At 28.1% G+C, this 21,279-nt stretch carries 18 protein-coding genes; 7 read left to right on the forward strand and 11 right to left on the reverse strand.

What is annotated here, in order from left to right:
* Positions 1-324: 324 nt before the first annotated feature.
* Entirely contained in the window at positions 325-1,926 is a 1,602-nt protein-coding gene (locus CURI_RS13890) for a methyl-accepting chemotaxis protein (RefSeq protein ID WP_014968907.1), read from the reverse strand.
* 797 nt (positions 1,927-2,723) lie between these two features.
* Between CURI_RS13890 and CURI_RS13895 the strand changes: the two genes are divergently transcribed.
* Both CURI_RS13895 and CURI_RS13900 read left to right on the forward strand, forming a co-directional pair.
* Positions 2,724-2,936 (forward strand): BhlA/UviB family holin-like peptide, encoded by a 213-nt coding sequence (locus tag CURI_RS13895; RefSeq protein WP_041701836.1) that lies wholly within the window; start codon positions 2,724-2,726, stop codon positions 2,934-2,936.
* 159 nt (positions 2,937-3,095) lie between these two features.
* The gene (locus CURI_RS13900) at positions 3,096-3,815 is read left to right on the forward strand and encodes a hypothetical protein (RefSeq protein ID WP_014968908.1); all 720 of its coding nucleotides are present in this window, start codon (positions 3,096-3,098) and stop codon (positions 3,813-3,815) included.
* A gap of 23 nt (positions 3,816-3,838) precedes the next feature.
* Here the strand turns inward: CURI_RS13900 and CURI_RS13905 are convergent, their stop codons facing one another.
* Complete coding sequence (locus CURI_RS13905) at positions 3,839-4,783, reverse strand: S-layer homology domain-containing protein (protein ID WP_014968909.1); 945 nt, start codon at positions 4,781-4,783, stop codon at positions 3,839-3,841.
* 470 nt (positions 4,784-5,253) lie between these two features.
* Positions 5,254-6,030, reverse strand: a complete 777-nt coding sequence (locus tag CURI_RS13910; RefSeq protein ID WP_014968910.1) for an N-acetylmuramoyl-L-alanine amidase — start codon at positions 6,028-6,030, stop codon at positions 5,254-5,256.
* 380 nt (positions 6,031-6,410) lie between these two features.
* Here CURI_RS13910 and CURI_RS13915 point away from each other — a divergent pair, with 380 nt between their 5' ends.
* Positions 6,411-6,890, forward strand: a complete 480-nt coding sequence (locus CURI_RS13915) for a VanZ family protein (protein WP_014968911.1) — start codon at positions 6,411-6,413, stop codon at positions 6,888-6,890.
* Between the two features lie 207 nt (positions 6,891-7,097).
* Here the strand turns inward: CURI_RS13915 and CURI_RS13920 are convergent, their stop codons facing one another.
* From CURI_RS13920 to CURI_RS13935, 4 genes are all read right to left on the reverse strand, one after another.
* Positions 7,098-8,510 carry a sensor histidine kinase gene (locus tag CURI_RS13920; protein ID WP_014968912.1) on the reverse strand — a complete coding sequence of 471 codons (1,413 nt, stop codon included), beginning with the start codon at positions 8,508-8,510 and terminating at the stop codon, positions 7,098-7,100.
* On the reverse strand, positions 8,511-9,164 hold the full coding sequence (locus CURI_RS13925; protein WP_014968913.1) for a response regulator transcription factor: 654 nt from the start codon (positions 9,162-9,164) through the stop codon (positions 8,511-8,513).
* 115 nt (positions 9,165-9,279) lie between these two features.
* Positions 9,280-10,059, reverse strand: a complete 780-nt coding sequence (locus CURI_RS13930; RefSeq protein WP_014968914.1) for a hypothetical protein — start codon at positions 10,057-10,059, stop codon at positions 9,280-9,282.
* 400 nt (positions 10,060-10,459) lie between these two features.
* A complete protein-coding gene (locus CURI_RS13935) occupies positions 10,460-11,995 on the reverse strand; it encodes a DUF4153 domain-containing protein (protein ID WP_041701837.1) in 1,536 nt (511 codons plus the stop codon).
* Positions 11,996-12,543: 548 nt separating this feature from the next.
* Between CURI_RS13935 and CURI_RS13940 the strand changes: the two genes are divergently transcribed.
* Complete coding sequence (locus tag CURI_RS13940; protein ID WP_014968916.1) at positions 12,544-13,248, forward strand: DUF421 domain-containing protein; 705 nt, start codon at positions 12,544-12,546, stop codon at positions 13,246-13,248.
* 293 nt (positions 13,249-13,541) lie between these two features.
* Here CURI_RS13940 and CURI_RS13945 read toward each other — a convergent pair whose 3' ends face one another.
* From CURI_RS13945 to CURI_RS13955, 3 genes are all read right to left on the reverse strand, one after another.
* Positions 13,542-15,539 (reverse strand): fructose-bisphosphatase class III, encoded by a 1,998-nt coding sequence (locus CURI_RS13945; protein WP_014968917.1) that lies wholly within the window; start codon positions 15,537-15,539, stop codon positions 13,542-13,544.
* Positions 15,540-15,867: 328 nt separating this feature from the next.
* Positions 15,868-16,509, reverse strand: a complete 642-nt coding sequence (locus tag CURI_RS13950; RefSeq protein WP_014968918.1) for a uracil-DNA glycosylase — start codon at positions 16,507-16,509, stop codon at positions 15,868-15,870.
* Positions 16,510-16,557: 48 nt separating this feature from the next.
* Entirely contained in the window at positions 16,558-17,964 is a 1,407-nt protein-coding gene (locus CURI_RS13955) for an MFS transporter (protein WP_014968919.1), read from the reverse strand.
* A gap of 506 nt (positions 17,965-18,470) precedes the next feature.
* On the opposite strand from CURI_RS13955, the gene CURI_RS13960 reads away from it, so the two are divergent.
* From CURI_RS13960 to CURI_RS13970, 3 genes are all read left to right on the forward strand, one after another.
* Complete coding sequence (locus CURI_RS13960) at positions 18,471-18,716, forward strand: BlaI/MecI/CopY family transcriptional regulator (RefSeq protein ID WP_014968920.1); 246 nt, start codon at positions 18,471-18,473, stop codon at positions 18,714-18,716.
* A 101-nt stretch (positions 18,717-18,817) separates the two neighbouring features.
* On the forward strand, positions 18,818-19,726 hold the full coding sequence (locus tag CURI_RS13965) for a hypothetical protein (protein WP_041701838.1): 909 nt from the start codon (positions 18,818-18,820) through the stop codon (positions 19,724-19,726).
* Positions 19,727-19,797: 71 nt separating this feature from the next.
* A complete protein-coding gene (locus tag CURI_RS13970; RefSeq protein WP_014968922.1) occupies positions 19,798-20,208 on the forward strand; it encodes a hypothetical protein in 411 nt (136 codons plus the stop codon).
* A 334-nt stretch (positions 20,209-20,542) separates the two neighbouring features.
* Here CURI_RS13970 and CURI_RS13975 read toward each other — a convergent pair whose 3' ends face one another.
* The gene (locus CURI_RS13975; protein ID WP_014968923.1) at positions 20,543-21,124 is read right to left on the reverse strand and encodes a DUF924 family protein; all 582 of its coding nucleotides are present in this window, start codon (positions 21,122-21,124) and stop codon (positions 20,543-20,545) included.
* Positions 21,125-21,279 lie beyond the last annotated feature (155 nt).

Consider the following 21,279-nt stretch of genomic DNA (forward strand, 5'->3'; position numbering starts at 1 on the left):
TCAATAGAATCTTTATAATATTCTCCTTAACGAATAGTTATTACATCTTTATTGTTTACATTGTAAACTTTATAAGTTCATTATATAGTCCCATGTTTACACCATCAACATATTAGTATGAATCTATTGTAACGGTTCTTTTCAACGATTATCTTGAAAAATAAAAAAGAGATATTTTAATATCTCTTTTTTATTTATATTACATTTTAATGTATCTTTACAATTGATATATTACAAGAATATTTTGTTTATATATCAATAAAATCATACAAAATATAATCTTATCTTGATCATTGTATCTTAAGAATATAATTCAGCTTTAGCTTAATACTTAAATCTAGACAGACTATTCATCATTTCTTCTGACATTTCAGACAGTACTTCACTTGAATATTTAATTTGCTCCATTGATGATGCTTGCTCCTCTAAAGATGCCGATGTTTCTTCTGTTCCAGCTGCATGTTCCTCTGACACAGCAGATAGATTTTGTATAATCTGTGTTATCTCCTCCTGCTTAACTTTCATATCATTAGCTGATTGACTTACATGAATAATTACTTCTTTCATCATTTCAATAGAATCTGATATGCCTTGAAATTTTGTATTTGTTACTTTTACGCTTTCATACTGTGACTCTGCTATCTTTCCTACCTCTTCAATCTTTTTAACAGTATATTCAGTTTTGTCAGTTAATTCTTGTGTTATAATCGAGATTTCTTCAGTAAATTGATTTGATTCTTCTGCAAGTTTCCTAATCTCTTCAGCTACAACTGAAAATCCTTTTCCATGTTCACCTGCTCTTGCTGACTCTATAGCTGCATTTAGTGCAAGTAGATTGGTTTGATCCGCTATATTCTTAATCATTTGACTGGCCTTCTCTATCTTATTTGCACTCTCATTAGTACTTAGTATAACATTTTGTACTTCATTAGCAGATTCACTATTAGCATTTGTTTTGATTGTTAGATCCTCAAGAATATTAAATCCCTCATCTTTTAAAGTGTTTACTGTATCTAAAGAAGTATTCAAATCTGATACTAGACTTTGATCCTTTTCCACTAAACGTCCTAGCTCTTCTATTCTAATAGCACCCATTTCAATATCTCTTGCCTGCTCAGTTGCTCCTCTTGCAATTTCTTCAACGGTCTTTGCAATCTCTTCTGAACTTAAAGCTACTTGTTGACTGATAGCATTTAATTCTTGTGAGGATGCGGATAACCCCTTAGATGTATCTACGATTTCTTTTGTAAGACCCCTAATATTATCTATAACTTTTTGAAATGCATTAGATAATAATCCTATCTCATCTTTCCTATTAGAAAATTGGCTAGGTATATTTTCTGAAATATCTAGATTAGATATAGTTTGAACTAAGTACATAATAGGGTTAGATATACGTTTAGTACTTAAAAGCCAAACTATAATAAGTATAATAAGGTTCAAAATAAATAACACTATTTGAAATGCTTTTAAAGCTTTAACCTTATTAAAAGAAACTATCTCTGCTTTTGCAACAGCATCATTTGTTATCTCAAAATATGTTTCACTCTCCGTAACTAAATCAGTTTTTTCTCCAGTTTCTCTAGACTTATATATAGTTTCCTTCAATTGTTCCCAAGAATTTTCAACTTCTTTTATACTTGAGATAAAGTTAGCGTCGGTAGCCACTGGTAACTTGAGCTCCTTATCTCCATTGATTAATCCTTTTATAATTTTATCTAATTTTGATATAAGTTCGTCTGATGAATTACCTGACATTTCTAATTTTACTAGCCTCTGAGTAGCTCCTCTTACAACACCAGCATAATTAACTACACTTCCATCATTTTGCATATTATTTAATTGATAAAAAACTGTAGAAGTACTAGTTATAGAAAAAATTAAAAGTACTAAAACAAAAGTTCTTAAAGTAGTGCTAATTTTCATAATCTCATCTCCTATTGTCTTATATTTCTAAATTATGTCATATAGGTTGTACAACACTCTTTTGAATCTAAATCAAGTTTATGTATCAATAAACTATGTTTTTATATTCAATAAAGCTAACCTACATTTGTCTATTTTATCAGTTCCATTGTAAATATTTTTATAATATTTAATGCTTATATTCATTTATCATATTTACTTTCATCATGATACTTAGCGTTTAAAGCAACAACATCTAGGATATACCTTAGATTATATAGTCTAGTTCCCTATAGTACAATATATTAAATAAATTACCTACTTCTAAATTTATCAGTTATTTTATAGTTTCAGATATTATAAACATTATTTCATTTTTATAGTATCAATATATCTTAACAGATAGTTTTGGAAGCTATATTAAATACACTCTTTTCATGATACTAATGGACAAAAGAAAAAAGAGTATCATTCATAGACAATGGCTTCTGTTTTGAGGTGTAAGTTTAATAATTAACATCATAAATTACTTGTTGATACCATAAAATCACATTAGTATTTTTATATTCAATTTATATGAAATAACTTTATTCCGAAGATAATTTATATGATATTTTCATAAATATTTTTGTGATTTTATATGTAAATACTTGTATTATATGATAACCATATATTTGCTTTGAAGGGATGAAGAAAATGAACCTAACAAAAAGCTTTATAATCTCGTTTGTTGTAGTTACTATATTAAATATTATTATTAGTAGAAATAGTAAAAATCTTAAAAAGGACATAGGAGTAATACATTATATAGTGAATTAATGAAAGTAGCTTTGTCACAAGGTCTATGGTCTGCTTTAACTGTTTCTCTGATTTTTTACATTCTAAAGAATCAAGAACAAAGAGATGTCATGCAAGAACAAAGAGAAAAGAACTATCAAGATATAATAGAAAAGCTCACAGATAAGTTCAATATTGTTGAAGATGTAAAAAGAGATGTAGAAGAAATTAAAGAATGTATAGCTAAAAAATAGTGAACATTATAACATTTAATTTATTTTTAATAAAAAATTTACTTTATAGGTTTACATTAGGAGTCAAAATACGTTCTTGTTATATGTAAGACAAAACGAACTGGCCAGAAAGTATTGTCTTTTAATATATAAATAAATTAACTAAGGAGGAATTTTAAAATGGGTGGAATACATCTTACAACAAGAGGAACTTATTACAGAAAATATTTAGGAGTTCAATCAGATTTAACATTACCAACAGCAGTATCTTCAGATAGTAGAGTTGGTATAAAACCAGAGTATATGTTTGGAATGTATGCAGATAAATATGGATTAGATATAGGTGTTGTTTATCAAAATAATGAATTTTGTCTTTTCTATTGGTCTTTGTCCGATGAAGAAAGTGGTAGCTGGCATACTTGCATACAACGAGGAAGTACAGCGGATCCTTCAATTAGAGCTAACCCAGGTGAAAAAATAACATTAAAGGCTTATTTAAATGGTAATAAAATAACCTGTGAGGCTATCAGAAGTAATGGGTCAAAAACAACACTAGATGCTCTTTTAACATCAGAAGCAGTAGAACAATTCCAAAAAGGAGCTTATATAAATAGAGAGCTGGTTATAGCAGCTAATCCTAAATACATTGTGAATCCATGCAATGTATACACATATAATGGTATTTTCAGCAATGGATTTGTAACTAGAATAGGCACTTATGAAAGAGAGCAGCTTAATAATAGTAACTCTACAATAACAAAATTAGAATTACCTGAAGAAGATAGAGATGGAAGAGTAAATATTGATAAAAGTAAGATAAAGGTATTAAGTACTGAATGTGGATATGACGCATACGGATACTCATACGAAAAAGCTACTTGTGACTTAAACCAAAAATAAAAAAGGGTACTTAGTACCCTTTTTTATTTTTCAGAAATCTGTACATCAACTCTTGTTCTATCACCACTAACGTATATTTGATGTGTACTTATATCGAAATCTTTATAATACTCATCTTTTTCAGTTGTTAAAAATTCTATTAATTCTTTATACTCTGGATTTTTATTGAATATATAGTTTAAATCATATTCAAGCTTTTCTATACTATCTAATTGATTCCACATTATTTTTATGGCGATAGATTTACCTGGCATATGACTTTCTATAATGTCTAACTTCGTATTACTAGGAATAAAAAAACCACTAATATATTTACTTTGTGATTGAGTAATCCAATTATTTTTAGTTCCTATTCTATTAAGTACAGTAATTACTTGCTCAACTGTTGATGTTTCTTTTGGTTTTAACTGCATTTCACCCCATACATTAAAACCTTCTATTATTTCATTTTCAACACAGTAAGCCAATGAATCAAAAGCCCAATCACTGATATCTTTTTTATCTTCAAATATATCTAGATTATTAGTTGAATTTGTGTTTATGTCTTTAATGTTCAAAAATCTTGTTATCATAGTTGCTATCTGTTCTCTTGATATATTATCATTTGGACTAAAGGTATCGTTGCTCATACCTTTTATAATTCCTAAAGAATAAGCTCTTTGTACATCTAGGTTATTTGTATCTTTAAACGGATTATCTTTTATTTTAATACTATCTCTATCTATGTTATTAACTTTTATATAAAACCCAATGATTAGTTCAGCAAACTCTTCTCTAGTTATTTGCTGTGTATATTTTTTATCTTGTATCACATTCGGAGCATCTATTTTATTTTCCAAGAAGTTCCCTATGGCTTGAGCTGACCATCTACTATTACTAGCAAAAGCTGTACTTGAGCCTCCAATGACTAAATTAAAAATAATTAGAATAGATATCATGATTGATAATTTTAAATTATTAGATCTCATATTATTTTACTACTATAATAAGTAGTATCTCCTTTCATATTTTTATCACAAATTATATTACAACAAATCACATGTAACTATATCACAGTAAATTATAGTAACTTCTTTATTTTAAAAATCAAATATTGTGAGCAACTAAAATTACTGTAATATCATAATGTAGAATTTCTACTTTTTTTACTTTTCATTATATATATAGTTTTATCAGTCTTAATACATATTGAATCATAACATGGTTTATCCATCTCCCCATTTTTTTGTTTTATATAATATTAATCTTGGTACCTATTCACATAATATCATAAATATGTATGTTTTAAAATTAAAATCATATTACAAATATACAGGATATTTCTGAAGAAGTATTTTTAAAAATATATTTATTTTACACTAAATAAGAATATTTTTATATAAAAAATAGGCTAGACTATAGATTAACTCTATAGTCTAGCCTTTAATGCTATTTCTATTTAAGAAGATACTACTATAGCTTCATATCCCTTAGCCTTTAGTTCACGAACTAAACTATCTGCATTCGCTTTAACACTAAACGCTCCAACCTGTACTTTATATAGTCCACCTACTTGAACTACTATAGGGCTATATCCTTTAGATTTAGGTTCATTTACAAGACTATCTGCATTTGCTTTTACACTAAACGCACCTACCTGTACTTTGTATAGTGTACCTGAAGAACCACCAGAACCACCGTTATATGCTATGCCAAGGTTGCTTAAAATACCCTTCGCTACTGCTACTGCTAATTCATTTTGTCTATTTCTTAGTATGTCAGCATCCTGAGCGTTACTAATGAATGCTAACTCTACTAAAGCTGCTGGCATTTTTGTTAATCTTAATACTGCATAGTTTGCTGTTTTTGTTCCTCTATTTGCTGTATATACTTTACTTGCAATTATGCTATCTTGTATATTTTTTGACAATTTAGCTCCTGTTGTACTACCTGGATAACTGTATGTTTCTACCCCTTTTGCTGATGAACTGCTAAATGAATTGCAGTGGATTGAAACGAATACATTTGCCCCTAAGCTATTTGCTTTTGTAGCTCTGCTTGCAAGCTCTAAAAATACATCTGTAGTTCTAGAATAACTTACACTTACTCCATGTTTTCTTAATATGTCTCCAATTTTTAATGTAACTGATAATGCTATGTTTTTTTCCTGTAAACCATTACCTACTGCTCCTGGATCATGTGCACCATGTCCTACATCTAAAAATACTTTTGCCATTAATAAAACCTCCTTAGTTTTTTAAGACTACTTTAGTCGACTATTTTGTCTTATATATTAAGAAGGTACTTTTCATTGAAAATGTAAACCTTCATATAAAATAAAAAGCACTTTCAATACGTATATAGGTATTAAAAGTGCTTTTTACTATTTTGGTTTTCTTTTTTATTTCTTTTCTCTATCGATCTTTAAATGGTATAGGCAAGCTATACCAAATAAATTGGTAACTTGCCCTACGAGGTAAAAGATAAGGGCTTTGCTCTCGCCTACGGCTTCACCCATAACCTTTCAAAAAAGGTTAATCAAAGCTTTAAAAAGTCTTCGACGACACTTAGGCATGACCCACCCCTCCTGAACATAAGGTTCAGGAGGGGTGGGTCATGCCTAAGTGTCGCTACCATTTGGGATATTTTTTTATATTGTACCTTAATATTACTTTAAAAATAACTTTAAGGTTTAATAACCCAATATTTAACCCTAATATAAATTTAATACCTTTAAAATATGGATTTGGAATTGAAAATATACTTAATATTGTATTATTTATGCCTTTGGGATTTCTATTACCCATTTTATGGGAAAAATATCGTAACTTTTGGTCAACCTTTTACTATGGACTATTTTTCTCCTTATTCATTGAAATCGGACAACTATTTGTAAGAAATCGTGCTACAGATATAAATGATTTAATAATGAATACTATAGGAGCTATCGTTGGTTGGGTAATTTTTAATGCTTTAAGAAAAGTTTCTCGTAAATTCTCTACTAAAACAGCAATTAATATTTCTTCTAATGATACTTTGGCTATCAAATTAGAATCCTGTGTATATGTCGTGATTACGATTATATGCCTTTTTTAGATAAGCAGAGTGACAAAAAACAGCGTTAATATACGTGAATATTAACGCTGTTTTTATGTTATTATTATGATATCTTTTTATTTTGCACTTCAAAACGGAAATCGTTGATTCATATATACTCTCTTCTTCCCTACTTATATAGTTTTTTATTTTAAGTTTTATTAATTTAGTCGGTTTATAAAAATAAGTAGTAAATTACCCTCTCTACTAATTGAATATAATTTTTACTATTGTTCCTTGATTTAATTTGCTCTCTATTTCTATTTTAGATTTATGAACGTTTGCTATTTCAGCACAAATAGAAAGTCCAATTCCTGAGCCATCACTTGCTCTAACCCTTGATTTATCTACCATATAAAAAGGTTCGAAAACTTTAGGTAAATCATCTTCAGATATTCCTATTCCTTCATCCTTTACTTCAAGGATAACTTTTAAATCTATATCTTTATATACACTTAGATAAATTTTAGAGCTATCATTAGATGCCTTTATAGCATTATCTACTAGATTAACCACTAAATTTTTTATTAAGTCCTTTTCAACTAATATCTCGTACTCTTCTCCATATATAATTAAATCTATATTTTTGCTTTCTATTTTATTATTTAAAATTTCTTTTGTTTCTAAAAGTATATTCTTTATATTTTCTTTCTTCATTATAAAGTTCTCTTTTTTAAATAGTATTAAATCCATCATTTTTTCAGAAAGATTTTTAAGTCTCTTTCCCTCGTTTAGTATGTAATTCATTCCTAAAAAAAATACTTCTTCGTTATGTTTAGTTGATATTAGAAACTCTGCATACCCTATTATAGAGGTTAGTGGAGTCTTTAGTTCATGGGTCAAATTATCTATAAATCTTTGCTTTTGCTCTACATTTTTTTCTAGTTCAAATATTTTTTCTTCAATAACATATGTCATATCATTGAAATGATCTGATAAGATACCTATTTCATCATTAGACTTTATATTAACTCGCTCTGAGAAATTTCCATCTTTTATATTTTTCGTAGTATCTATTAGTTTATTAATTGGCTTTGTTATGTATTTACTTAAAATATACATGCCTATAGCTAAAACTATACAAATTACAAGCTGTAATTGAATAAAAAGAACATATTGTTTTCTCTTATCTTCATACACATAACTTATATCTCTTATATATGTAAATTTAAAATATTCCTTATTTGCTTCTAGTAAACTAGTTATAAATATATAAGTTTTATCTCCTACATCTCTTATAATATATTGTCTTTTATCTAAGAGAGGATTTTTAAGCTCTACTCTTTCTTGTTTCACTTTTAAATTAATATTGCTAAAAACTTCATTATTATCATTATCTAAAACTTCTATATATATCTTCTTACCATTAAAAACTTCCATATAGTCTTTAAGCGTAAAGTATATAAATTCTCTTCCAAAGGAATAATCTAGTGCATTTTTTATTGAAATTATACTGCTTCTTACTCCAGAATATATGCTTAAGTGTTCGCTAAGGCCCCTATCTATTTCTCTTTTCAAGTTTAGTTTATAACTATTATCTATTAGAATATAAGCTCCTATATTAAATACAACCAAGAATAATATTACTGAGTATATAAGTATCTTCTGCCAAAATTTCATCTAGTCCTCCAATCTATATCCTACTTTATATACAGTTCTTATACTATTACCTAGATTTAATTTTTTCCTGAGTTTCTGAACATGCATATCTATAGTTCTTGTTTCTCCTAAGTAATCATATCCCCATATCGTCTCTAATAGCTTGTCCCTAGACAAAGCTATACCCTTATTTTTAACTAGCATAATTAAAAGTTCAAATTCCTTTGCTGTTAAATCTATTACTTTACTATTCTTTTTTACAATTCTTTCTTCTATGAATACTTCCAAGTCTTTAAAATATAAAATATCTCTTTTATTACCATACCTTCTTAAGACTACTTCTATCCTTGCTAAAAGTTCAATTGCTTCAAATGGTTTCACAATATAATCATCTGCTCCCATTTTAAGTCCTCTCACTTTATCTGAAAGAGAGTCTCTAGAAGTTAAAAAAATTACAGGAATACTACGGTGTTTTATTCTTTCCATCAAACTAAATCCATCTAATTTCGGAATCATAATATCTAAAATGATTAAATCAAACTGTTCTTCTCCTATTAGTCTTAAAGCTTCCTCTCCATCATAAATTTGTGTTGTCTCATAACCTACCATATTTAAGTTTAGTCTTATCAAGTCTGAAATTCCTAAATCATCTTCTACTATTAATATCTTTTCCAATAAAGATACACTCTCCTTGTACGTTTCAAATTACCTTCTATTATATATTAAAGGTACAATAAGTAATAAGGTATTGCAAAATTGCAATACCTTATTACTTAAGCATATATTCCTTTTATCCAAGTATACCTTTAGTCTTGTAGTCTTTATTGATTTCTATTGCGTCCTTTGCCTGTTGCTCATCTACATAGCCAAATCCAGTTACTTTTCTTGAAAGGGACTCTACAAATACTTCTATAACCTTATTCTCACCATATTTATATGCTATAGTACATAAGTCTGGACTTATTCTTATGTCACCTAGAAACTCTAATCCTTCTATGTTATCTACAAGTTTATTTTTCTTTATGTAATCAAGTGCAATATTTTTAGCATCTTCTGTTTCAATTTCCTTTGCTTTCAACTCTTCTATTGCCATATTTTGGTTTCTAGCTTTTTCGTCAATTATTCCAATTTCTATAATTTCTCCATTTTTTTCTTCCATTTTTACATGGTAAGTTTTGTTGTTATGCCAATCTTCATTTAACTTTTTTACCTCGTCCTTAGTCATATTCTTTACATTTTTTAACCTGCTACGATCAAATGTTGACCAAGAAATGCTCCAGTGATTTTTATTCTTAAAGTTATATTCATCCCCTATTTTTAGAAGTTCTACTTTTTCGAATAAATTCTTTACATCAACTTCTTCATCAAAGTAATTTTCGAATAACTTTATAGCTATTTCTTTTGCTCTTTCTTTTGTTATACTTTGAGAATTTAATGTATTTTGAAAACTAGTTTGTTCTGTCATTAATACATTCTTTCTTACAGCTTCTGTACTTTGACAACCTGATAATATTAGTACCCCTGTAATTACACCTATTGGTATTCCTTTTTTTATTTTATTAAGCTTCATAATTCATTTCCTCCAATGGATTTCATTTTTTATTTAATCTCATTATATAGTGAATGTATATATAAACTATATTCTAGTTGTAAAATAGTTGTAAAATGTTTCTTTTTTAAGTGGTTTCTTTGCTCAAAATGAATTATATTTTATTTTTTATGCTAATTGTTCAGTTATCCTTATTCACGTTACTATTCTTTATTGATAAACTTTTTTCAACTAGATTTGTGCATCCTTTTTGTAATAATTTTATATTTCTTTCACAGTTTATTTTTTATATTTATTATATTATCTATTTAATTATATAGTTATGCTCTTCCCTTTAATACTAGTTATATATTTAAGCTACTCTTTATATCAGCAGTTTATAAAATTACCAAGCAGCCTAAATGCTTATTCTATTAGTACATTATTTTGAACCAATCTTAACTGCTTGTGTTTTCTTTTTATAATAATTAAATTCATACCATTTATCATAGTATTGATTTAGCTCTTCTTGTTTTTTATTGATATATGTTTTCGCATTTTCTTTTACTACATAGTTATCTTCTACTTTTAATAATCTCTCCATTTCTTCAATACCATCACATGAAAGACTAGTTATATATTCCATATCTATATTTCCTGTTTCAAAATATCTATCAATATTATTTTTAATAATTAATTTATCTATATTTATAAAGTTTAAACCTATATAGAAAGCCATACTAACTATTAAACCTAGCTTTAAAGCTTTTATCTTTTTTTTCCAAACTTTAGACAGTACTATTAAAAGTAATGCTCCTAAATATACTATAAATATTTGAACAAGTATCCTAAGTCTAGTATATCCAAAAGCTTGCTCATACAGATTCATCTTATAGAATGATGAAAATATCATATTAAAAGTAAATATTATCAACAAACTATACAATACTTTTAATGCAACTGCTACTTTTCTCCCATCTACTTTTGTAAAGTTAATACTTAGTATTAATATAGTAAAATTTATTAAAGTGACTATAACAAGCTCAAAGAAACCCCTTCTTGCATATTCTGCATAGGTAAATCCGCTTTTAATAATATTTTCACTATCTCCATATAGATATGAAATCTGAACCACACTAAATATTAAGTAAACTATAGATATACAACATATAATAGTTAAGACCGTTATAGAGTTCCAACTAAGTTTACATTCAATCTTTCTTTTATTACTATCTATTTCCTCATCACATCTTAAACTCCATAGAAAACCTACAGAATAATTTGTAACAAATAATATGACAATTGTATGACCTATCAGCTTTTCTATATTCATATAATTAAAGATGTCTATTATATTTTTAATATGATAACTAAACATTGCATCTGCAGATCTAAGAAGCCCTAATATAACAGCCAATAGTGGTATAGAAATTATAAGTCCTCTAATTACTGCTTTCCTAACAGGATTTTCTTTATTTTTTGATTGCACTATATTTTTTGTGAATTCAGGTCCTTTCGTAAAGTTCTCTAAAGGTGTAGCTACTAATCTAGTAAATGTATTTTCAATAAAAGATATATTTATTTCTTTTATATTTTTATATCTTATTAATAATATGTATCCGCTAATCAATAATGGTATTATGATTGCGTTTAGTCCTCTTAATATCGGATTATTGTAAATACTATATGATAATGATAATAATATAATTGTTAGTAGAAATATTAAACTTAGCTTATTTGATAAATTAACTTTTGAGTGAACTGACCATACAGAAATTACTATAAATAAAGAGATAAATAATAGTGCTGATATGCCTATAAATTCGCCCACAAAAAAAACATCGTATGCCATTCCTATTATTAATCCTAGAGCTAAAACTTTTATTTTCTCACCTATGCTTTCACTATTATCTCCTTCTATATACTTATTGTTTAATATGTCTCTAGACATGCTATCTAGAAAGTTACTCTTTTTCATTTTCACGTTATCCCCCTTACATTTTCCTGCCTTTTTTAACTTATATACTAAAAGTATTGGTGATATATCTCTTATAAAGGATATAGATTTCGTATATATTTTTTCAATTTGGCCTATCTTTAGTAGCTTGAAAGCAAAGTACTTTTTGATAAATTCATAAGTTTTCCTATCTCTATTAAAATTAAATCGTCGAATGTAACTTTTAAAAAACCTGATATGGATTTTTCTATAGTATTTTCTTCTCACTCTCCATTCCATATATTACTATTATAGTATCATCACACCCCATGTTAATCAATAGTTTTTTATTGTTTTTCAATACTTTTTTATTGTGTGATTTCAAGAATTGTCTTTATCTCCATACTAAAGGGAAAAATCAAAAGTTCATCACCTTATTTATAATAGGAAAAAAAGAATAATCTCATAGTTCTATTGTATTTTGTTAAAAGATTAGTTTATACATCCATCTCTAGTTACTTTAATTTTTCATCAGTTAATGGTTAAAATAACATAAGTATTAAATCTTTTAGATAAAGGAGATATTTTTTATGGATTTTTTACATGGTCAGGAGACACTTACAAGTATTGAGTGGGCTCTTCGTGCTATTATTGCTTTTTTCTTCTTGTTAACTGTTGCAAAGCTTTTAGGTCAACGTGCCATTTCTCAATTAAGACTACTTGACTTTGTTATTGCTATAGTGATAGGCAATATCATCGCTCATCCACTGTCTGATGAAAGGCTTGGATTAAAAGGCTCTATTATTACAACACTTGTATTAGTTACCTTATATTTTGTTGGAATATTCAGCACATTTAAATTTCCACTTATTAGAAAACTGATTAGTAATTCGTCAATCACAATTGTTCAAAACGGTGAAATTCTTTATGACAAATTAAAAAAAGCAAGAATATCAATTGACGTATTATTAGAGGAACTACGTGAAAAAAAAGTAGACGATGTGACAAAGGTAGCATTAGCAACCTGGGAGCCCGATGGGAAAATCTCTGTCTTTTTACATCCAAAGTACAATCCAATTACTCCTTCGTCCTTACATATAGAAACAGAACCTTATACTTTTCCAAGAACTATTGTTAAAGAAGGTAAAGTTAATCTAGAAGAATTAAAAAAATTCGACAAAACTGAAGATTGGATTGTTTCTAAATTGAAATTTTTATATCAAACAGAAGTAAAAAATGTTTTACTTGCTACTCTTGATAATAAAGATAACTTAAAAATTTTTTTATATAATTAATCCATTGAGGTCTAAACGTATCTATTTATGTACAGATTAGTTTAAGCCTCTTTTCTTATAAAAGGCTATTTTCCTAGACCTTTTTTAATAAACTTGATACTATAAATATCACTTTCCTTTAAAACACTTTTTATATTTACCTAATTCAGGATAAATTACTTTACAATTTCTTCTCAAATTTCGAATAGGGTTATAACTATAGGGCTTAGTTAAACCAACTTAAAATTTTAATAAAATAAGACTTACCTTATAAGGTAAGTCTTATTTTATTAAATCTATGCTATACTAGTTTTTTATTTCTGCTCTTTAACAATTCCTTTTCTATAAACATTTAAAAGCATTTCTAAATCCTTTATTTGAGTTCTCAATTCCTCTCCAATATCTGTATCTCCAACTCGTTTTCTTTCAACTTCTCTCTCAAGAACTACTGTAGTTGAAAGAATATCTTGCTCTTCCTCAATGGCTTTTTGAGTAGATTCAAAAGGCTCATGAGACGCTAGTAGAAGACCATATGAGTTATATATAAGAGTATATCCAGCTATTCCTGTTGTTCCCTGATAAGCTCTTGAAAATCCACCATCTATAACTAAGAGCTTACCATTTGCTTTTATAGGACTTTCTCCCTTTTTTATTTTAACAGGAACATGTCCATTAATTATATGAGAAACCTCAGGATTTAAATCAAACTCTTTAAATATCATATTGCATATATCCTCATTATCTTCTATTCTGAAATAAGGATTTTTCTTTTCATTGTGAGTCTCCTTATCATCTACAAAATACCTTTCAAATGTAGTCATTTTATCCTTTCCAAAAAGAGGTGAATCGCATCCAGTCCATAAATACCAGGTCAAATCTAATCCATATAAATTAACATCAGGATCATCTTTTTGGAAATAGCCTTCTCTTACTAAAGTTTCTAACCTATCAAGATAAGCCTTTCCACTATATTCTCTTCCTGTACGGCCTATTTTTACTTTCTTAAATGTTCCATCTTCATTCAGTGGAATACATCCATGATACAGTAAATTTGAATTATATTTTAAATACATACTTCCCTTAGTGAAAAGAAATCTGATATGCTTTTGAAGTCTTTCACTATTTAGAAAAGATGACTTAAGTCTTTCCATAAGTTCTTTTTCTTCTGAAGTAAGCTCATAAGGGTTATTAGGACTTATAGTTGGGAACTTATTATCATTTAGCTTGTACATTTTGCCATATAGGTTGATTGTACCTTTCTCATAATCAATTTCATTTAATAAAAGTCTATCTTCCATACCTAAGTGAGGACGTCTCTTAATTATTTCTCCTTCTAATTTAAATTGGATTATAGATATAGCTTTATGCATTTGAGATACAAGCTTTAAATCCTTTTCACTATAATTCATATTATCTCCAACCTTAGGTTTAAAAGCTAAGCATTCGTCATCTTTATAGAAATCTAAAGCAAATGTAGCTAAAGGAAGAAGGTTTATTCCGTATCCATCTTCTATAGTATCTAAGTTTACATATCTAGCACAAATTCTAAGGACTGTTGCAATACAAGCTTCACTTCCGGCAGCAGCTCCCATCCATAATATATCATGATTTCCCCATTGTATATCAACAGAATGATAATTTATAAGGGTATCCATTACAATATCAGATCCAGGACCCCTATCAAATATATCTCCAATAATATGTAATCTATCTATTACTAATCTTTGAATTAGATTTGATATTGCTATTATAAACTCATTAGCTCTTCCTATTCTTATTATAGTTTTAACTATCTCGTTATAGTATTTTTCTTTATCCATTCTATCAGGATGTTCATGCAAGAGTTCTTCTATTATATATGCGAAATCTTTTGGAAGAGCTTTTCTTACTTTATGTCTAGTATATTTTGAAGATACGTGCCTGCAAATCTCTACAAGTCTATATAAAGTGACTCTATACCATTCATCTATATTTTTCTCATGTTCAGTGATAATCTTTAATTTTTGTTCTGGGTAGTAAATAAGAGTTGCAAGTGTTTTCGCATCTTTTTCGCTTATAGATGTGCCTAGAGAATCCTTTATCTTACGCTTTATAACTCCAGATGCATTTTTCAGGACATGATTAAAAGATTCGTATTCACCATGAATATCTGTTAAAAAGTGTTCTGTCCCCTTAGGAAGGTTCAATATTGCTTGTAAGTTTATTATTTCTGTACATACTTCCGCTATAGTTGGATATTGCTTGGCTAAAAGTTTTAAGTATCTTATTTCATCTTCAAATTCTTTAGTTATTTCATCATTAGCGTAAACCATTATAATTCCTCCATATTATCAAATCTACTTATATTATATATTTTTAATTTTCTCTATTACTACTGTTTGTTCCTTTCGAATATAATTATTATGATTATATATATGATAACATTTTATGAACATTTATAACCAGTAGACTTTTATAGGAAAATTTATAGAATAATGATCTAACGAAATTTTTTCAAAAATAAAATAAAGACATACAAAATATTTATAATTTAGTCTTTTGTATGTCTTTATTTTCTATAAAGTAGTTCTTCGATTGTCTAAACCTAATTTTAAATCTATTACTTCATAAAGTGAAAATATTTATAATTATATAAACACTCTATATGTCCAATTTTTCTTTTATCGATCTTATGCCCTCAACAAACTCATTTTTGCCACCCTGTGCGGGATGCCTTACTTTCTCGCAGGTGATACCTAATTTACTAAGATTTTCGTGGGCTTTGTTACCTACAGCAACTAATTTTTGAATATTAAACATTTCTATCATTTGAAGAAGAGGCTTTTCACCTATTAAAAGTTCTTTTTTTAAAGGAGTTCTATTACTCTCTTCATTATCTTTTTTATGAGGGTGAAAGGGAAACGCATTCCAAGATAGTGTCATCATATTATACTCTAATAAAGTCCTCCATATCATTGTAGCTGTTGCCTCTTTAAGTAGTTTATCTTTTTCCACAGCTAACCTGTATCCTTTATCTTTTCCGAATAATTCTAGACCCTCTATGTTGTTCATGAGTAAATGCTCACTAGTAAAAGGAACTCCCGTAAGACGACATCCCCTGTATCCTGGTGCTTCTCCTACAAGTATAATTTTAGGCTTTAACTTATACATTTGCTTTAAATAAATTAGTAGATTATTTCTTCTTACGGAATTTTCTTGACATTTATATGAGTACTGATTATATACATTTGGAGTAACTTCCATGTTTGCTAGTTCTTCTACAAAAGTTTTTAAATTATTCATTGTTTAATCCATCCTTTTATATTTAGTAATATTAATTATTAGCTCCACCTATTTTTTTCTAATCAATCTGAAAAAGGTTAGTATTGTTCCTACAAAACAAATTATTGATGCAGCTATATATACTGTTTTCATACCGTATATGAATACATCATTTCTTCCTACTACATAATCTGTAACGCGATACCCAATTTTATAACTCATTCTGCTATATAAAAGTGTTGTAGCTAAGGCTATTCCACATACCATTCCTAAGTTTCTTATAAGGGCATTTATGCTCCCTGCAATCCCCAATTTATCCTTTGCTACTGTTGACATTATCAAAGAATTATTTGGGGATTGAAATAATCCAACACCAATAGACATAGTTCCCATAAACATCACTATACTTAGTAAAACTGAATTTTCATTTAAAGTAGACATTAGCATCAACCCTAAACTTGTAAGCACTAGTCCTATAAAAGTTAATATCTCTGAACCAATCTTATCTGATAAGTGTCCACTAATGGGTGCTACTACAGTTAAAATCAAAGGATAAATCATAAGTATTAACCCAGCATGTTGTGGTGTATATGACATTACATCTTGAAGATAAAAAGGTAGAATAATATTGTTGCAAAATATTGCTACAAAGGATGTAAATGCACAGAATATGCTTAGGGAAAATAATTTATTTTTAAACATTTGTAACTCCACTAAAGGATTTTCTCTTTTCTTTTCCACAATAATAAATGCTATAAAGGAACTAATTGCTACTATAAAACCTAATAAAATTATTGGATCCGTAAAACTACGACTTAAGCCTTGACTTAAAGCTACAAACAATGGAACTATAGTAAGTATTAATAGTATAGAGCCTATACCGTCTAACTTTCCCTTAGCTATTTTGTGACCTTCAGGGAATAGTTTAAAAGCAAAAAATAAAGCTACCAAGCCAATAGGTACATTTATCAAAAATATAAATTCCCAGCTAGCCGTACCTACTATAAGTCCACCTAGTCCTGGTCCTACTAAAGAACCTAATGCTACAGTAGTTGCTGAAAGTCCAAGTGCTTTTCCTCTTTCATTTTTAGGAAATACCTCTGCAATAATGCCTTGATTATTAGCCATAGTTCCAGCTGCCCCCGTGGCTTGTATTATTCTTGCTATAATTAATAATGGAAAAGAACTTGTTATACCACATAACAAGGATCCAAATGTAAATAAACCTAATCCGAACTTAAATACCTTAGTTTTTCCAAGCATATCTCCTAGCCTTCCGAAAATTAACACTAGCCCAGCTATAACAACTAAGTAACTTGTCACTACTAATTGAATATTAGATGTCTCCACATTTAAATCTTTAGCCATTTTAGGTAATGCTACATTTACAATACTACTATCTAAAGATGCCATAAACATTGATATTACTACTATCGTCAGTATGGTCCATTTATTCTTATTTTTTGTTGATTCCATTTGGATTCCTCCTAATTCCATTCATCTCCTTTTTATATACATAATCTAACTCTATAAGTTTTGTTATTACTCTTTCTGACATTGCCATATTCAAATAAATTTATACATTTCTAAAAATTTTGCTATTGATAATTATTAAATACATGATTTCTTATTTCATAACTGTTTCAAAAAAACTATTGATAAAATAGTTTATTTTATCATTTATATAAAAAGTCTACGTTATTTATGATACAGTTCTCCGTACCTTGTGTAAAGGATGCCTTTTTTTACTTTTATATTTACTTACATTAATTCATACATTTAAATCCTTATATAATTCTCTCTAATATTATTTATAACCATTGTCTAAATAAATTAATATGTTTAAGAGCCTAGAATCACCTGTTTATTCTTTCATATATTTCTATTTTTCCTTTTCATTCAAGTTAGTCTTGACTTTTCCAATTTACAATTGTAGACTTCATTGTATAGAGGTTATGAAACTTCTTTAGGAAAATAGTCCTTTGTCTGATAGTGAAATTATATCTTCTTTATCAGATAAAATGAGTTGGTCACACCAAACTATAAAAACTTTCATAAATAAACTTCTAAATAAGCAAGTAATATCATTTGAGAAATCTAGGAGAAGTTATCCTTACTATCCTTTAGTTTTTTATAATGGGTATGTAAAATCAAAAAATAAGTCTTTTCTTAAAAAAGTCTTAAAGATATCTTGTTATATGAGGATGAATCAGTGCAATATGGAATGACTATATTAAATATTTTCAAATCTTTTATAAATATTAGCTAAAAGCAAAACCTTAGCTTATATTTTTATGAAAATAGAAACCAAATTGAAAGGAGAATTATGATGATAAAACATTTTAAAAAAGGTTCTTATAAAATGTCTGCTATGAGTATTGCGGTACTTACGTTACTTGGTTCTGTGACCGTAGCAAGTGCTGACAATAACATACTAAACCCTAGTACAGATGCATCTGTAAGCCAAAATGTAATAAAAAAAGATGATGATGACTTTAAGTTATCAGATACTAAATATGAGTTTGATCGTTTAGATAGAGTGCACGATTTTGTAAACTTTGAATTTAAAGTTCCTACTTATTTACCATCAGAATATAATTTACTTAATATAATTGTTAATGGAGTTGCTAATGGTACTACACATAGAACTATTGATAACTTAGTAAGTATTAATTTTGTTAAAGACTACACTGGCTATTTTGCTCCTAGAAAACAATTCGAGTTTTTAGTGTCTAACGAAACTCTTGTACCTCATTTAAAAGATATCTATGAAAACTACCATTATAGATCTAGTTCTAATGAAGCTATTAATGTTACAGTAAACTATAGTGAAGAGCCTATGACTATTTCTAATGTAAATGGTATAAATCTCACGATAAAAAGTGACCATATTGCTGAAGAAATAATAGAGAACTTTGGTACTGATAGCCAAAAGGTAGTAAAACTTGATAAGCCTAAAGAAAAAGGCAAAAAGTTATCTAAATACTTTATATGGAATAACGAAGGCATATGGTATGGAGTTCAATATTATCATAAGTATGAAAGCATCGATTCACCTGAAAATAACACTTATTTTGAAGAGCTTCAGAAGAATGATATAGAGCAAATGGTACTTTCTCTAACAAATTCTAAAAACATACCTAAAGATATATATAAAGATAAATATACATCTGTAGATGAACATTATGATACTGGTATAAGAATATATAATAAGAAAGATTTAATAAGAAAGATTTAATAAGAGCTGGAGATATTCTTGGTTTTTCACCTAAGTTTCCTTTAACTTTACCGAAAAATCTTGTACCTAAAATGTCTCTTACAAGTGAAGGTTATAACCCAAGTTATCCTGATGAGTTTCAACGTATATTAACACTTGAAACATTTTATAGTGATGGAAAAAAAGACATCATTCCAGCATCAATGGTACGTTTTCGTCAAGGAAAAAATGCCTACTATTATGATCTTTTAGAAAAAGAACTTAAAAATCCTGACTCCAAAGAAGTGAAAGATGCTAACGCCAGATTAATAACAATAGATGGAATCCAAGTTATTTCCTATGTGTATAAGAATGGGACTGATGTTACAGATCAACTTTATATGTGGAAACAGGGTGGAATTCTAAACCAAGTAAGATTCCCTAAAGAACTTCTTGCATATGAACAAGATGCTTTAAACGAAGTGGAGGATCATGAGGAGATAGTAAAAGCTCTCATGAAGTAGTTTATTTAACCTATTAAATTTTATTGTTAAATACTAACCAGATAATTCTTGTCAAATTAGAGATATATTTTATCTTTTTTACCAACTATAAAGGTCTTCATAGACCTTTATAGTTTTAATGAAATATTAATATTACATTATAAAATCTAATTATTATATTTTTAGGGATTCGATAGTGTGAACTTAAAGACAAAAGTTAAAAATCTAAAAGATTTTGATGTTTAAAAAATTAAAATGCTTAATATATTAAGCATTTTAATTTTTAATACTTTTCACTTTGTTTTGGTAACTTTTCAGCATATAGTGTTAATGCAATGGATGGTATTTCATTAGTCTAAAAACTGCTGCCAGGTTGTTTCAAAAATTCAATCTCTTCTGGAGTGGATTCACGATTGAGAGCTTTATTACGATGAGGATAACGACCAAATCGATCTATAATTTCTTTATGACGATATTCATATTCAGCTGTTTCTTTATCAGATAACTCTTCAAATAGAACAACTGCTTGTTCATGTATTCCAGATGATTCTGAATGCATAAACGGCATAATCATAAACTTCTTTTCTTCTTCTAACATTTCAGTAAAGCCAGGTTGTCTTATCGCCTCCTGAGATAAGACTAGGGCCATTCCATCCTGAGTAAATGCACACGCCTTTTGACGACATAAGTTTCTAGAAAACTGGTCTAATACAATAATTTCTGCTAAACGCCCATATAGTGATACACGCCAGTCCGATAATAGTCCCTGACATCCACTTTGCCAGATATCATAAAACTTATCGTATATTTCATTATCAAAAGCTTCATCTTTTTTAAACCAGTAAGGTTTATTTTTTGGATTAAACCAGAAATCTAGAACCATCTTCCATGGCTCATTTGAAAAGATTACCTCTTCTTTATCACTTATTTCATTCACAGAAGTTCGCCTCCATTTCTTTTTTATCTTATATTAAATACGGTATTTTTTAACAATGTATTCTTGTTAATCATATCATATTATATTTTCTATAATTAGTCTAATATACAGTACATTTCTTCATTAAGATTCTACAGCTTCAGTGATACAAATAA

This window comes from Gottschalkia acidurici 9a, from assembly GCF_000299355.1.
GTDB lineage: Bacteria > Bacillota > Clostridia > Tissierellales > Gottschalkiaceae > Gottschalkia > Gottschalkia acidurici.